The sequence below is a fragment of the Kitasatospora sp. NPDC092948 genome (assembly GCF_044754805.1).
GTDB lineage: Bacteria > Actinomycetota > Actinomycetes > Streptomycetales > Streptomycetaceae > Kitasatospora.
The window spans coordinates 609606-624647 of sequence record NZ_JBIVPU010000004.1; the positions used below are offsets into that span (position 1 = coordinate 609606).

Annotated in this window: 13 protein-coding genes; 8 read left to right on the forward strand and 5 right to left on the reverse strand. The window is 71.4% G+C overall.

The annotated features are described in order from the left end of the window. The first annotated feature begins 218 nt into the window (after nt 1–218). From ACIQF6_RS16395 to ACIQF6_RS16420, 6 genes are all read left to right on the forward strand, one after another. The gene (locus ACIQF6_RS16395; protein WP_400895031.1) at nt 219–641 is read left to right on the forward strand and encodes a helix-turn-helix domain-containing protein; all 423 of its coding nucleotides are present in this window, start codon (nt 219–221) and stop codon (nt 639–641) included. Continuing rightward, nucleotides 638–1000 (forward strand): DUF4180 domain-containing protein, encoded by a 363-nt coding sequence (locus tag ACIQF6_RS16400; RefSeq protein ID WP_400895033.1) that lies wholly within the window; start codon nt 638–640, stop codon nt 998–1000. The genes ACIQF6_RS16395 and ACIQF6_RS16400 overlap by 4 nt, the downstream gene beginning before the upstream one ends. Nucleotides 1001–1095: 95 nt before the next feature. Then, nucleotides 1096–1407: an ArsR/SmtB family transcription factor gene (locus ACIQF6_RS16405; protein WP_400895035.1), complete on the forward strand. Its 312-nt coding sequence runs from the start codon at nt 1096–1098 to the stop codon at nt 1405–1407. Nucleotides 1408–1507: 100 nt separating this feature from the next. Then, a complete protein-coding gene (locus ACIQF6_RS16410; RefSeq protein ID WP_400895037.1) occupies nt 1508–2722 on the forward strand; it encodes an MFS transporter in 1215 nt (404 codons plus the stop codon). 107 nt (nt 2723–2829) lie between these two features. After that, nucleotides 2830–5127, forward strand: a complete 2298-nt coding sequence (locus tag ACIQF6_RS16415) for a M9 family metallopeptidase (RefSeq protein ID WP_400895039.1) — start codon at nt 2830–2832, stop codon at nt 5125–5127. Between the two features lie 69 nt (nt 5128–5196). Then, the gene (locus ACIQF6_RS16420) at nt 5197–5814 is read left to right on the forward strand and encodes a dienelactone hydrolase family protein (protein WP_400895041.1); all 618 of its coding nucleotides are present in this window, start codon (nt 5197–5199) and stop codon (nt 5812–5814) included. Between the two features lie 16 nt (nt 5815–5830). Here the strand turns inward: ACIQF6_RS16420 and ACIQF6_RS16425 are convergent, their stop codons facing one another. Next, on the reverse strand, nt 5831–6922 hold the full coding sequence (locus tag ACIQF6_RS16425; protein ID WP_400895043.1) for a winged helix DNA-binding domain-containing protein: 1092 nt from the start codon (nt 6920–6922) through the stop codon (nt 5831–5833). 101 nt (nt 6923–7023) lie between these two features. After that, nucleotides 7024–7788, reverse strand: a complete 765-nt coding sequence (locus tag ACIQF6_RS16430; RefSeq protein ID WP_400895045.1) for a hypothetical protein — start codon at nt 7786–7788, stop codon at nt 7024–7026. Nucleotides 7789–7968: 180 nt separating this feature from the next. Between ACIQF6_RS16430 and dnaE the strand changes: the two genes are divergently transcribed. After that, a complete protein-coding gene (dnaE, locus tag ACIQF6_RS16435; protein WP_400895047.1) occupies nt 7969–11502 on the forward strand; it encodes a DNA polymerase III subunit alpha in 3534 nt (1177 codons plus the stop codon). Between the two features lie 66 nt (nt 11503–11568). On the opposite strand, the gene ACIQF6_RS16440 is transcribed toward dnaE, so the two are convergent. The 3 genes from ACIQF6_RS16440 to ACIQF6_RS16450 form a co-directional block, all read right to left on the reverse strand. Continuing rightward, nucleotides 11569–12243 (reverse strand): RDD family protein, encoded by a 675-nt coding sequence (locus ACIQF6_RS16440; protein ID WP_400895050.1) that lies wholly within the window; start codon nt 12241–12243, stop codon nt 11569–11571. 90 nt (nt 12244–12333) lie between these two features. Beyond that, on the reverse strand, nt 12334–12783 hold the full coding sequence (locus tag ACIQF6_RS16445) for a type II toxin-antitoxin system PemK/MazF family toxin (protein WP_400895053.1): 450 nt from the start codon (nt 12781–12783) through the stop codon (nt 12334–12336). 435 nt (nt 12784–13218) lie between these two features. Beyond that, nucleotides 13219–14103, reverse strand: a complete 885-nt coding sequence (locus ACIQF6_RS16450) for a LysR family transcriptional regulator (protein ID WP_400895056.1) — start codon at nt 14101–14103, stop codon at nt 13219–13221. Nucleotides 14104–14174: 71 nt separating this feature from the next. Between ACIQF6_RS16450 and ACIQF6_RS16455 the strand changes: the two genes are divergently transcribed. After that, entirely contained in the window at nt 14175–15002 is an 828-nt protein-coding gene (locus tag ACIQF6_RS16455) for a dihydrodipicolinate synthase family protein (RefSeq protein WP_400895058.1), read from the forward strand. The last annotated feature ends 40 nt before the right edge of the window (nt 15003–15042 follow it).

A 15042-nucleotide genomic window follows, 5' to 3' on the forward strand; every position in this document is an offset into this window, starting at 1 on the left:
CTCGCTTGCCTGCTTGCCTGCTCGCTTGCCTGCTCGCTTGCCTGCTCGCCTGCTTGCCCGCCCGCCCGCCCGCCCGCCTGCCCGCCCGCCTGCCCGCCTGCCCGCCTGCTCGCTCGCCCGCTCGCCTGGTCGCTCGCGTCAGGCCGGGCCAGTGGATGAGTGGTGCCGTATCATTCCCTATTGGTTGAACAACGGGGCGCGATAAGGAAGGATGCGGAGTGCAAGAGTTCTACTCCGTCGAGGACGTGGCCGAGCTGCTGGGGCTGCACGTGAAGACCGTTCGGGGCTATGTTCGCGACGGAAGGCTGAAGGCCGTGCGGATCGGCAAGCAGTACCGGATCGCACGGGCGGAGGTGGCGGCGTTCACCGGGGGTGGGGCCGTCGAGGCGGCGGGCCCTTCGCGGGTGGAGGTCTCCGCGGTGGTGCAGGTCGACGGGGTGGGGCGGGCGGATGCGGACCGGCTGGTGACGGCGGTGCTCGCGGCGGCGGGGGCCTGGTCGTCGGGGGAGTCGCGGCCGCTGTGGGTGCAGGCGGTGCCGGACGAGGCGCGCAGCGCCTTGCGGTTCGTGGTGATGGGCCCGCCGCGGCGGGTCGGGGACGTGCTCGGGTTGATCGAAGACATGACGGGAGAAGTGCGGTGACGGCGGTTCAGGAGCTGGGCGGGGTCCAGGTGTTGGTGTGCGCGCCGGAGGGGGAGCCGGTCGCGGGGGAGCAGGACGCGGTGGACCTGCTGGGCAACGCGTACTACCTGGGGGCGTCCTGGGTGGCGGTGCCGGTGCAGCGGTTCGGGGAGGAGTTCTTCCGGCTGCGCAGCGGGGTCGCGGGCGGGGTGGTGCAGAAGTTCGCCCAGTACCGGATGGGTCTCGCGGTGGTGGGGGACGTCGCGCCGCACGTGGAGCGGTCGGACGCGCTGCGGGACTTCGTGCGGGAGAGCAACCGCGGGCTGCAACTGTGGTTCGTCGGCGACCTGGAGGAGCTGGCCGGCCGGCTCGCCGGGTAGGGCGCGTGGGGCGCCCGGGCCCCTCGCAGTTGACACGCTCCCAAAAATCGCAAAAAGTAGATGCGACATCGGCGGAGCGAGTCGGAAGGCTGATCGTGGACCCACTGACCGTGTTCAAGGCGCTGGCCAACCCGGCGCGCCTGCAGTTCTTGCAGTGGCTGAAGAACCCGGCCGAGCACTTCGACGAGAGCGCCTACCGCGAGCAGGGCCTGGGGTTCCACATCGGGGTCTGCGTCGGCGACATCCAGGCGCGGTCGGGGCTCTCGCAGTCCGTGGTGTCCAGCTACCTGCAGTCGATGAAGGACGCCGGTCTGCTGGAGTCCGAGCGGATCGGCAAGTGGACGTACTACCGCCGCAACGAAGGAACGATCCGGGCGCTCGCGGCCCACGTCGGCAACGAACTCTGACTCCGGCCCGCACTCCCCGGGTCTTCACTGCGGGCTTTCATATCTAGAAACCGCGATACATCGATATACGCCCGCCCCGCACTCCCACAGGAAGACGATCATGAGAAGAAGCGCGCCGGCCGTGCTGGCGTTGGCCGTAGGTGTCTTCGGCATCATCACGACCGAGATGGGCATCGTCGGGGTGCTTCCGCAGGTCGCCTCCAGACTGCACGTCAGCGCCGCCGCCGCCGGCCTGCTGGTGGGGTCCTTCGCCCTGGTCGTGGCGGTGTCCGGCCCGTTCATGACCCTCGGGGCGTCCCGGCTCGACCGGCGGGCCGTGCTGGCGGCGGCCATGGGCGTCTTCGCCGTGTCGAACGCCGTCTACGCGCTCAGCACGCACTTCGCGGTGATGCTCGCCTTCCGGGTCGTCCCCGCGCTGGTGCACCCGGTCTTCTTCTCGGTCGCGCTCGCGACGGCGGTGCGGCTCGGCCGGCCGGAGGACGCGACCCGAGCCACCGCCCGGGTGTTCGCGGGGATCACGGCGGGCTTCGCGTTCGGGGTGCCGTTCACGTCCTACCTGGCGGACCACTTCTCGCTGTCGGTGGCGTTCTGGTTCGGCGCGGCGGTCAACCTGCTCGGCCTGATCGGCGTCCTGCGCTTCCTCCCCGCCCTGCCGCCCGGTGAACGGCTGTCCTACGGACGCCAGTTGGGGGTGCTGCGTCGGGGGCGGACGTGGCTGTCCATCGCCTCGGTGGTCCTGGTGTTCGCGGCGCTCTTCTCGGTGTACGGCTACTTCGCCGAATACCTCGGCGCCGTCACCGGGGTGGGCGGTTCCCGGATCAGTGCGCTGCTGATGGTGTTCGGCGTCGTCATGATCTTCGGCAACTTCGCCTTCGCCGCCCTGTTGCGGGCCGGCGCCGTCCGCACCGTGCTGCTCTTCCCGGTGCTGTGCGCCGCCGTCTACGTCCTGGTGTACGCCTTCGGTGCGCGCGTCGCGCCCATGATCGCTCTCGTTCCGCTCTGGGCTGCCGTGCACTCCGGCGGGCTGATCGTCTGCCAGCACTGGCTGGGGCGCGACACGCAGGACGCGCCGGAGTTCGGCAACAGCCTGTTCGTGTCGTTCTCGAACCTGGGGATCACCGCCGGTACGGCCGTCGGGGGTTGGGTGCTCGCCGCGCTGGGCGGCCGGTCGCTCCCCTGGGTCGGCGTCGGGTTCGCGCTGGCCGCGCTGGCGGTCGTGGTGCTGCGCCTGGCCCTGGACCGGCGGGCCGATCCGGCAGGGGCCGGCCCGGGCGTCGTCGCCGCAGCGAACTCCGGGGTTATGCGGGTCAGTTGATCCGGCCGAAGGGGGTTCCGGCGTGAGGTGACATGTGCAATTGTACATGTCACCGGCCGTCGAGCGGTGGCTCGCCGGCCATCCCCCACCTTCCGCCGTGCACCCCCATGCGCGGCGTCATATCGGCCCGGAGGCCCCACGTGCGAACCTTCCGGATACCGTTCGCGTCCCTCACGCGAACGTGGAGTCTGTTGCTCTCCCTCTGTCTCGCCCTCGGATTCCTGGCCGCCTTCGTGCCGGGCGCCCGGGCGGCCGCCCCCGCCGCTCCCACCGGCGAACGGCCCGCGAAGGCGTCCAAGTCGGCGCCGCGCAGCACCGAAGCGGCCGAGCGCCGCAAGGACTCCGACCGCGACCTGCGGTCGGACGCCAGCAGGCGCCCGCCGGTCACCGGCAAGGGCGAGCCGGCCGCGGCCAAGTCCCTTGCCGCAGCGGCCGCTTGCAACGTCGCCGACTTCACCGGGAAGACCGGCGGCGCGCTGGTCGCCCAGATCAAGTCCGCCACGGTGGACTGCGTCAACAGCCTGTTCCTGCTGAAGGGCAACGACGCGAAGCTGGCGTTCAACGAGGCGCAGATGGTGAGCGTGGCGAACGCGCTGCGCGACGTCTCCGTCAACTACCCGGGCGACGACTCGACTTCGGCCACCCAGCTGGTGCTGTACCTGCGCGCCGGGTACTACGTGCAGTGGTACAACGCGGACGTGGTCGGCCCGTACGGCAGCAGCCTGAAGTCCGCGATCGAGGGCGGCCTGGACGCGTTCTTCGCCGCCCCGCACTCCCAGGACGTGACCGACGCCAACGGTGCCACGCTGGGCGAGGCCGTCACCCTGATCGACAGCGCGGCCGAGAACGCCCGCTACCTGTCGGTCGTCAAGCGCCTGCTGAACGGCTACAACAGCAGCTACGACGCGTCCTGGTACATGGTCAACGCCGTCAACAACACCTACACGGTGCTCTGGCGCGGCCACCAGAACAGCGACTTCCTGCCCGCCGTCCAGGCGGACCCGAGCGTGCTGGACACCCTCCAGTCGTTCGCCGCCCGCAACGGCGGACTGCTCGGCGGGACCAACGACTTCCTGGTCTCCAACGCGGGCCGCGAACTCGGCCGGTTCCTCCAGTACCCGGCGCTCCAGGCCAAGGTCCGGCCGCTGGTCAAGAGCCTGCTGGACCAGAGCTCGATCACCGGCCGGACCGCCTCGCTCTGGGTCGGCCTGGCCGAGATGACCGACAGCTACGACCGGGCGAACTGCGCCTACTACGGCACCTGCGACCTGGCGAACCGGCTGAAGGCGGCCGTACTGACCGTCAACTACACGTGCAGCCCCAGCATCCGCATCCTCGCCCAGGCGCTGACGGCCGACCAGCTGAACACCGCCTGCACCAGCCTGAAGGGCCAGGACGCGTACTTCCACGGCGTGGTCCGGGACAGCGGCGCGGTCGGAGGCGACAACAACACCACCATCGAGGTGGTGGTCTTCCACTCCAGCAGCGACTACCAGACCTACGCCGGCACCATCTACGGGATCTCCACCGACAACGGCGGCATGTACCTGGAGGGCGACCCGGCCGCGGCCGGCAACCAGCCGCGGTTCGTCGCCTACGAGGCCGAGTGGGTCCGCCCGGCCTTCCAGATCTGGAACCTCAACCACGAGTACACCCACTACCTCGACGGCCGGTTCGACATGTACGGCGACTTCGACGCCGGCATGACCACCCCGACCGTCTGGTGGGTCGAGGGCTTCGCCGAGTACATCTCCTACTCCTACCGGGGCGTCGAGTACACCGACGCGATCAATCAGGCCGGGCAGCACACCTACGCGCTGTCCACCCTGTTCGACACCACCTACGACAACGCGGACCAGACCCGGATCTACAACTGGGGCTACCTGGCGGTCCGCTACATGCTCCAGTCGCACCGCGCGGACATGGACGCGGTGCTCGCCAAGTACCGCACCGGTGACTGGAACGGCGCCCGGACCATCCTGAAGACCACCATCGGCACCCGCTACGACGCCGACTTCAACAGCTGGCTGACCGCCTGCAACGCCGGCAACTGCGGCTCCGCCGTGCCGACCACGCCCGAGTGCACCGGCAGCGACACCCGGCAGCTCGACCAGAACTGCCGCCGCTCGAACGTCGCCGCCACCGTGAACAACTACGCCTACTTCTACCTCTGGGTGCCGGCCGGCACCCCCAGCCTCACCATCACCGTCTCCGGCGGCACCGGAAACGCGGACCTGTACTACAGCGGCAGCAACTGGGCCACCACCGGCTCGTACACCGCCAGGTCCACCGGACCCGACAACACCGAGACGCTGACCGTCACCAACCCGCCCGCCGGCTACAACTACCTCAGCCTGTACGCCCAGCAGGGCTTCAGCGGCGCGGCCGTCAGCACCTCGTACTGACCCCGCACCCCGACGGCCCGGCCCACCCACCGGTGGGCCGGGCCCCGGCGCGTTCCCGCATGGGAGATCATGGACGGTCGAGCACCGAGCACCGAGGAGCCACCCGTGGCCGAGATCGTCCTGTTCCACTCCGCGTACGGCCTGCGTCCCGCCGTGCACCGGGCCGCCGACCGGCTGCGCGAGGCCGGGCACACCGTGCACACCCCCGACCTGTACGAGGGCCGCACCTTCGACGAGCTGGAGGAGGGCATGGCGTACCGCGACGAGGTCGGCAACGACGAACTGCTGCGCCGCGCCGTCACCGCCGTCGCCCCGCTGCTGCCCGCCAAGAACGGACTGGTGTACGCCGGGTTCTCGCTCGGCGGGTCGCTGGCGCAGAACCTGGCGCTGGCCGACGAGCAGGCCCGCGGGCTGCTGCTCCTGCACGGCACCTCCGACCTGCGCGAGGACGCCGCCACCGGCATCGCGGTGCAGCTGCACGTGGCCGAGCCGGACGCGTTCGAGTCCGAGGACTGGCTGAACACCTGGTACCTGCTGATGACCCGGGCCGGCGCCGACGTCGAGGTGCACCGCTACCGGGGCGCCGGACACCTGTACACCGACGCCGACCTGCCGGACTACGACGCCGAGGCGGACGAGCGGACCTGGGCGGCGGCGCTGGCGTTCCTCGCGGAGCTGGACGAGTAGCCGGACCGGCCGGGCGTCAGGGCGCGAAGACCACGTCGAGGCTCTTCGCGTCCGGCTCCAGGAAGGCGAGCAGGCGTTCGCCCTCCGCGACCAGCTCGGGCCGGCGGCCGTGCTCCACCAGCGGGGTCAGGGCGAGCCGCGCCTCACCCCGGGTGCGGGTGGTGGTCCACGTCCCCGCGACCAGGCCGTCCACCAGGTAGGAGGCCAGCAGGGTGCCGTTCGCCGCCCGGTACACCTGCGACTGGAGCGCGGCGGGCAGCATCCGGGTCCGGTCGGCGTGCGACAGCAGCGCGGCGTCCCACTTGGGCAGGAAGCGCACCGGCAGTTCACGGTCGGGATCGGCGGCGGGCGGGGCGTCGGGCAGGTCGAGCAGCTCCCGGCCGTCCTCGGTCCGGAGCCGCGACAGCTCGCCCAACTCGGCCAGCGCCGGATCGACCTGACGCAGCGGCAGCCCGGCGAAGTGGGCGACGTCGGCGCGCGACGCGGGCCCGAACGCGCGCAGGTAGCGGTGCACCAGCCGGGCGGTGGCGGCCGGCTCGGGCGGCAACTCGCCCGGCCACAGCACCAGTTGCGGCTTGCCGTGCTCCCGCCAGTGCCCGGACGGGGCGACGTGCACGAACGGCAGCAGCGCCCGCGCGTAGTTCAGCCGGTCCGCGGCGTGCACCCGGTCGTCGGAGATCTCCGCCACCCGCTCGCGCAGCTCCTGTGCGCTGCGCGGGACGGTGGTGAACTCCCGCAGCCGGGCCTCCAGCCGGTCCTCGTCCAGGCCGGTGCCCCGGTGCCGGCCGCGCAGCGACGGCAGCCACTGGCGGCGCCAGGCGGCGGCCAGGTGGCCGTAGTCCTCGCCCGGCACCAGGTGCAGGGTGCCGCGCATCAGCGTCGACTTCACCACACTGCCGTCCAGCAGGGCGGCGTCCAACTGCCCGGCCGTGAAGCCCGGCAGCCGGGACCACAGGCCGATGTGCGGCGACGGCGAGTACTGCGCCTGCAGCGCGGCCAGCCGCCGCACCGCCCCGGCGGCCGTCAACGGCGTTGCGCGGTCCAGCAGTTGCCGTTCGAAGTAGCCGACCGTCAGCTCGCGGTCGGACAGCGTGCGCACGGCGGGCATCGCCGGATCTCCCCTCGTCGCCGCCGACCCCGGAGGGGGCCGACGGCGAGCACCCTAACAACCCCTCAGGACAACGGCAGGCCGCTGCGGGCGGGCCGCCGCTACCGGTACGGGTCGGGCGGCCGGTTCGGCGGCGCGGGCGGCGCGGGCGGCGCAGCGGGCGGCTGCGGAGGGTAGGCGTACGAGGCGCCCGGCCCGCCGGCGGGCGGCTGCGACAGGTACGGGTTCGGCGGCTGCGGCGGCCGGCTCGGCGGCCCGTACCCGGGCTGCGGAGGAGCGACCCAGGCGCCCGGGGCCGGCGAGCCGGGGCCGGGGGCGCCCGGCGGCGGGCCGTACGGTGCCGGGGCGGCCGGGCCGGGGAAGGCCGGCTCCGGGTCGAAAGGCACAGGGGCGAAGGGCTCGGCGCGGGCCGGCAGGGTGCGGGTGGCGGTCACCACGATGGTGGTGATCAGCGCCAGCACGACGGTCAGCACCAGGGTGAGGGCCAGCAGCAGGTGCCCGACCGGCTCGAAGACGAAGCGGGTGTCGCTGCCGGGCGCGGTGAACAGGTTCACCAGCTGCGACCACGCGCCGAACGCGTGCACCGCGCCGAGCACCACGGCCGCGCCGCGGGTCCAGCGCCCGCCGGCGAACGCGCCGAACGCCAACGCCAGGGTGGCCAGCAGGAAGGCGATGTCCGCGCCGCCGAAGGCCACCGGCGCCGGCGGGATGTGCTGGTAGGAGATGCCGATCGCGGTGGGCAGGTAGGCCGTGCCGACCCGGACCAGGTCGTAGACCAGGACGCCGATCATCGAAACGGCCTGGACCAGCAGCAACACGCCGATGGCGGGCAGTCCGCCCCCGCCCGGTCCCGGCGGATCCTGCACAGGTGGAGCGAACGCCATGGCGAGTCCCCCTCGGTGCCGTGTGGTGGTCGGAGGTTAGCGCTTCAACGTCCGGCGGGGGACTAGACTCGGACCCGCGAACCCGGAAGCCGTGGTCCGAGCCCTGGTGGTGGCTCGGGCCTTACGTGTTTCAGCCCCCCTCAGGACCCCGGAGGCCCCGCCTTGAGCGACCAGCCGTACGCGCACCTGCACGTCCACACCGAGTACTCGATGCTGGACGGCGCCGCCCGGCTGAAGCAGCTCTTCAAGGAGGTCGAGCGGCTGGGCCAGACGCACGTCGCGATGACCGACCACGGCAACATGTACGGCGCGGCCGAGTTCCACAAGCAGGCCACCGCCGCCGGCATCACCCCGGTGATCGGCATCGAGGCGTACGTGGCGCCGGAGTCGCGGTCCAACACCAAGCGCATCCTGTGGGGCCAGCCGCACCAGAAGAAGGACGACGTCTCGGCGTCCGGCGCCTACACCCACAAGACCATCTGGGCCCGGAACAAGGAGGGCCTGCACAACCTCTTCAAGCTGACCTCCCGCTCGTACGCGGAGGGCTGGCTGGTGAAGTGGCCCCGGATGGACAAGGAGATCATCGCCGAGCACGCCGCCGGCCTGATGGCCACCACCGGCTGCCCGTCCGGCGTGGTGCAGACCCGGCTGCGGCTCGGCCAGTTCGACGAGGCGCTCAAGTCGGCCGCCGAGTACCAGGACATCTTCGGCAAGGAGAACTACTTCCTGGAGCTGATGGACCACGGTCTCGACATCGAGAAGCGGGTCCGGGACGGCCTCCTGGAGATCTCCCGGAAGCTGGACATCCCGCCGGTGGTCACCAACGACTCGCACTACACCACCGAGGCCGACGCCGGCGCGCACGACCTGCTGCTCTGCGTCCAGACCGGCAAGAACCTCTCCGACCCGGACCGCTTCCGGTTCGACGGCACCGGCTACTACATCAAGTCGGCCGCCGAGATGTACGGCCTGGACAGCTCGGACATCTGGCAGGAGGGCTGCCGCAACAGCCAACTGCTGGTCGCCTCCCGGGTCGACACCGAGGGCATGTTCAAGTTCAAGAACCTGATGCCGCGGTTCCCGATCCCGGAGGGCTTCGAGTCCGAGGCGGACTTCTTCAAGTCCAAGGTCTGGGAGGGCATGGACTGGCGCTTCCCGAACGGCTACGACGACGAGCACAAGAAGCTCGCCGAGTACGAGATGGACACCATCATCCAGATGGGGTTCCCGGCGTACTTCCTCGTGGTCGCCGACTTCATCATGTGGGCCAAGAGCCAGGGCATCGCGGTCGGCCCCGGCCGTGGCTCCGCGGCCGGCTCGCTGGTCGCCTACGCGATGGGCATCACCGACCTCGACCCGATCCCGCACGGCCTGATCTTCGAGCGCTTCCTCAACCCCGAGCGCATCTCCATGCCCGACGTCGACATCGACTTCGACGAGCGCCGGCGCGGCGACGTGATCCGCTACGTGACGGAGAAGTGGGGCTCCGACAAGGTCGCCATGATCGTCACGTACGGCACCATCAAGGCGAAGGCCGCCATCAAGGACTCCTCGCGCGTCCTCGGCTACCCGTACGCGATGGGCGACCGGATCACCAAGGCGATGCCGCCGGACGTCATGGGCAAGGGCATCCCGCTCTCCGGCATCACCGACAACTCGCACCCCCGCTACGGCGAGGCCGGCGAGATCCGCGGCCTGTACGAGAGCGACCCGGACGTCAAGAAGGTCATCGACACCGCGCGCGGCATCGAGGGCCTGATCCGCCAGCCCGGCGTGCACGCCGCCGGCGTCATCATGTCCGCCGAGCCGCTGACCGACCACATCCCGGTCTGGACCCGGCACACCGACGGCGTCACCATCACGCAGTTCGACTACCCCACCTGCGAGGGCCTCGGCCTTCTCAAGATGGACTTCCTCGGCCTGCGCAACCTGACGATCATGGACGACGCCGTCAAGGCGATCGAGAAGAACAAGGGCATCAAGATCGAGCTGCTCGACCTGCCGCTCGACGACAAGCCCACCTACGAACTGCTCGCCCGCGGCGACACGCTCGGCGTCTTCCAGCTCGACGGCGGCCCCATGCGCTCGCTGCTGCGCCTGATGAAGCCCGACAACTTCGAAGACATCTCCGCCGTCCTCGCGCTGTACCGCCCGGGTCCGATGGGCGTCAACTCGCACACCAACTACGCGCTGCGCAAGAACGGCCAGCAGGACATCACCCCGATCCACCCGGAGCTGGAGAAGCCCCTGGAGGAGATCCTCAAGCCGACCTACGGCCTGATCGTCTACCAGGAGCAGGTGCAGAAGGCCGCGCAGATCCTGGCCGGCTACTCGCTCGGCCAGGCCGACCTGCTGCGCCGCGCGATGGGCAAGAAGAAGAAGGAGATCCTGGAGGCCGAGTTCGTCCCCTTCCAGAGGGGCTGCCGCGAACACGGCTACTCGGACGCCGCGATCCAGGCCGTCTGGGACGTCCTCGTCCCGTTCTCCGGCTACGCCTTCAACAAAGCCCACACCGCCGGCTACGGACTGGTCTCCTACTGGACCGCCTACCTCAAGGCCAACTACCCGGCCGAGTACATGTCCGGCCTGCTCACCTCGGTCAAGGACGACAAGGACAAGTCCGCGGTCTACCTCAACGAGTGCCGCAAGATGGGCATCCAGGTGCTCCCGCCGGACGTCAACGAGTCCGACGCCGACTTCACCCCGCACGGCAGCGACACCGTCCGGTTCGGCCTGACCGCGATCCGCAACGTCGGCGGGCCGGTGGTGGAGTCGATGATCCGCACCCGGAAGGCCAAGGGGAAGTACACCTCCTTCCCGGACTTCCTGGACAAGGTCGAGGCCGTGGTCTGCAACAAGCGGACCGTCGAATCGCTGATCAAGGCCGGCTCCTTCGACTCGCTCGGGCACACCCGCAAGGGCCTGACCGCCCAGTTCGAGCCGATGATCGACAACGTGGTCTCGATCAAGCGCAAGGAGGCCGAGGGCCAGTTCGACCTGTTCGGCGGCGACAGCGTCTCCGACGAGCCGAGCTTCGGCCTGGACGTGGTGTTCTCCGAGGAGGAGTGGGACAAGTCCTTCCTGCTCACCCAGGAGCGCGAGATGCTCGGCCTGTACGTCTCCTCGCACCCGCTGCACGGCATCGAGCACGTGCTCGCCGACAAGGCCGACTGCGCGGTCGCCGACCTCGCCGAACGCCCCGACGGCACCATCGTCACCATCGGCGGCATCATCTCCGGCCTCCAGCGCAAGATGACCAAGCAGGGCAACGCCTGGGCGATCGCCACCGTCGAGGACCTGGCCGGCTCCATCGACTGCATGTTCTTCCCCGCCAGCTACCAGCTGGTCTCCTCCCAACTCGTCGAGGACGCCGTGGTGTTCGTCCGCGGCAAGCTCGACAAGCGGGAGGACGTGCCGCGGCTGATGGGCATGGAACTCTCGGTGCCCGACCTGTCCAACGTCGGCGCGCAGCTGCCGATCGTGATCACCGTGCCGGAGAACAAGCTCACCCCGCCGATCGTGCAGCGGCTCGGCGAGGTGCTGGGCAGTCACCGCGGCTCCACCGAGGTCCACGTCCACCTGCGCGGGCGGACCAGGACCGTGGTGCTGCGCCTCGACCGGCACCGGGTGAAGTCCGACCCCGCGCTGTTCGGCGACCTCAAGCAGCTGCTCGGGCCGAGCTGCCTGGCCAGCTGACCCGAACGAACGAAGAGCCCCCGCGGAGTTCCTGCTCCGCGGGGGCTCTTCGCCGGTGACGCCGGGTCAGTTCTCCTTGACCACCACGGTCTTGCCGGCCTTGTCGTGGAAGGTCTGCTGGAGCGGCTTGTCCCACAGCTGCGAGAGGCCGTTGACCAGGAACAGCAGGCTGCCGATGAACGGGAGGACGAGCGGGCCGCCCAGGACGCCGGCCCGGGTCCACAGCTCGTTGTCGGTCGGGCGCGCACCGGTGGCCACGCCGACCACCCGGAGCTTCATGACCTTCTTGCCGACGGTCTGGCAGTGCTGAGTGGTCATCATGACGCCGTCGTAGACGACGTACCCGACGGCCAGCAGCACGAAGTACCCGAAGCCGAGGAAGCCGACGGTCACGGAGGACACGATCCCGATCACGACGCCGACGATCAGGCCGTCGATGAAGCGGGCCACGAACCGGTCCACCGGTGTCGCCAGGGCACGGGTCCCCGGGGTCGGCGGGACGCCGGGCGGCAGCGGCGGGGCGAGCCAGCCCGGCCACTGGCCCTGCGGGGCGCCGTAGCCCGGCTGCTGACCGTAGCCGGGCTGGCCGCCGTACCCGGGCTGCTGCTCGCCGTAGCCCGGCGGGGGCGGCGGCGGGGGCGGGGCGCCGTAGCCGCCGCCCGCCGGCGGCTGCTGCTGACCGTACGGGTTCTGGCCGTACGGGTCCTGCGGCCCGTAGCCAGGAGGAGTGTTGCTGCTCATGCGTCCGACTCCAGGTCAACTGTTGGGAGTTGCTGGAGCCGTTGTACCCGGTTGAGGCCAGCCTGTGTACGACGATCGGACAATCGTTACTCAGTGCCAGCCGTAACGATGCCTCAACGAGTCGACCACCAACTGGAACCGCACCCGGTCCAGGGCACACGCCTCGCGCCGCATCCCGCCGTGGTGCACCCGGAACACCCGGTCCAGCGCCACCCAGGAGTCCCGGCCGCTGCGGTCCCACGGGCCGGCGCCGAGCGGCACCCAGTCCGGGTTCCGGTCGTGGCCCTTGCTGGACAGCATCACCGTCAGCAACGCGCCGGACCGCTCCCGGGCCACCACCAGCACCGGGCGGTCCTTGCCACGGCCGTCGTTCTCCTCGAACGGCACCCACGTCCAGACGACCTCACCCGGGTCCGGGTCGCCGTTGTGGTCCGGCGCGTACACGGTGTGCACCGACCCGATCCGCTCCGCCACGACCTCCACCGTCGCCTGGGCGCCGAACCGGCCGGGCTGCTCCGTCTGCTCGTTCAACTCATGCATGGCGGAAGGCTATCGACCGATTCCAGCCTCCGGCGGTTTCGGGTTCGGGCTCGGGTCGGTTCGGGCTTCGGGTCGGTTCGGGCTTCGGGTCGTCTTGGGCTTCGGGTCGGTTCAGGCTTCCGGCCGTTTTGGGCCTCCGGCGGTTTTGGGCTTCGGGCCGGTTCGGGCTTTCGGTGGTGTCGGGCCTCCGGCGGTTCCGGGCTTCCGGCGGTTCAGGGCCTCCGGTCGTACCGGATTCCCGGCGGCTTCGGGCTTCCGGCCGTTTCGGGCCTTCGGCTGACTCGGGCAGCAGGCGGGTTTCGGGTTTCCGGTCGGGGTGGGTCCGGTCGGTGGGCCGTCAGGCGGTTTTCGGGTTTCCGGCCGGGGTGGGTCCGGTCGGCGGGCCGTCAGGCGGTTTTCGGGTTCCTGGCCGGGGCGGGTTCGGTCGGCGGGTCGTCAGGATGCGCGGAGTTCGGCCGGTACTGCTGCGTGCAGGGCTGCTGCGAACGCCGCGACCGCCGGGTGGGCGGCTGCGCCGGCGCGGAATGCGGTGCGGGTGCGGCGGTAGATCGGCAGGCGGGTCAGTACCACGCCGGGCGGGCAGTTCCCGGTGCCCAGGTGCGGTACCAGTGCCACCCCCTGGCCGACCGCCACCAGGGCCAGCTGGGACGCGAAGTCGTCCACCCGGTGCCGGATCCGCGGGCTGAACCCGGCGGCCTGGCAGGCGCGTTGGGTGAGCTCGTGGCAGAGCGTGCCGGGCGGGGCGGTGATCCAGGCACCGGTCCGGTGGTCGGCGAGGGCGCCGGCGGTGCGGGCCGCCAGGTACAGCGGCTCGGCGAACACCGGGCCGGTCAGCGCGATGCCCTCCTCCGGCTCGCCCGGCACCAGGTCGTACTCGTGCACCAGCGCCAGGTCCAGCTCGCCCGCCCGCAGCGCCGCCGCCACCGCCGCCGGGTCCACCTCGCTCACCATGGCCTCCAGTTCCGGGTGCCGGGACGCCAGCTCGGCCAGCGCCGCCGGGACCAGGGCGCGCACCGCCGACGGGTAGGCGCCGATCCGCAGCGGGCCGGCCAGGCCGCTGCGGGCGTGCGCCAGCTCGGCGTCCGCCCGCTCCAGCAGCTCCAGCACCGCCTCGGTGTGCCGTACCAGGTTCCGCCCGGCCGGGGTCAGCGCCACCCGCCGCCCGGTCCGCTCCAGCAGCGGCACCCCCGCCTCCCGCTCCAGCACCGACAGTTGCTGGGACACCGCCGAAGGACTGAACGCCAGGGCGTCCGCCACCGCCGCGATCGTCCCCAGGTGGGCCAGTTCGCGCAGCAGCCGCAGTCGTCGCACATCGAGCATCGGCCCAGCTTACGAGAGCCATCGGAAATGTGAACTGGACCCGCACGGTCGGCCCCCGGCAGGCTTCTGCCATGGAACTCCACGGCATTCACGTCCCGCTGGTCACTCCCTTCACCGCCGACGGCGACCTCGCCCTCGACGCCCTGGAGCAGCTGGCCCGCGACAGCCTGGACGCCGGAGCCGCCGGACTGGTCGCGCTCGGCACCACCGGCGAACCCGGTTCCCTCACCGACGCCGAACAGGACGCGGTGATCGAACTCTGCCGCCGCGTCACCGGCGAGTACGGGGCCGTCCTGACCGTCGGCGCCGGCCACGGCGGCACCGCGCGGACCGCCGAGGCGCTCGGCCGGCTGGACGGCCGGGCGGACGCCGCGCTGGTCGCCGTCCCCGCGTTCGTCCGGCCCGGCGAGGCCGGGGTGCTCGCCCACTTCCGGGCCCTGGCCGCCACCAGCCCCCTGCCGCTGGTGATCTACCACATCCCGTACCGCACCGGGCAGCCGCTGGGCGCCGCCACCCTGCTGGACCTGCTGGCGCTGCCGCAGGTCGCGGGCCTCAAGTACGCCCCCGGCGCGGTCGACGAACAGGCTGTCGCCCTGCTGGCCGCCGGCCCGCGCGGCGTGCTGGCCGGCGACGACCTGCTGCTCTCCCCGCTGCTCGCGCTCGGCGCCGACGGCGGCATCCTGGCCTCCGCCCACCTGGAGACCGCCCGCTTCGTCGCCCTGCACCGGGCCTGGGCCGACGGCGACGTGCCGCTGGCCCGCAAGCTCGGCGCGGAGCTGGTCGAGGTGTCCCGGGCCGCGTTCGCCGGACCCAACCCGACCGCGCTGAAGGCGCTGCTGCACCGCGCCGGACGCATCCCCAGCCCCGCGGTGCGGCTGCCGCTGCTCGCGCACGGCTGACGGTTTCCGGGAGAATTTCCGGTACCCGGCGGGCCGGACC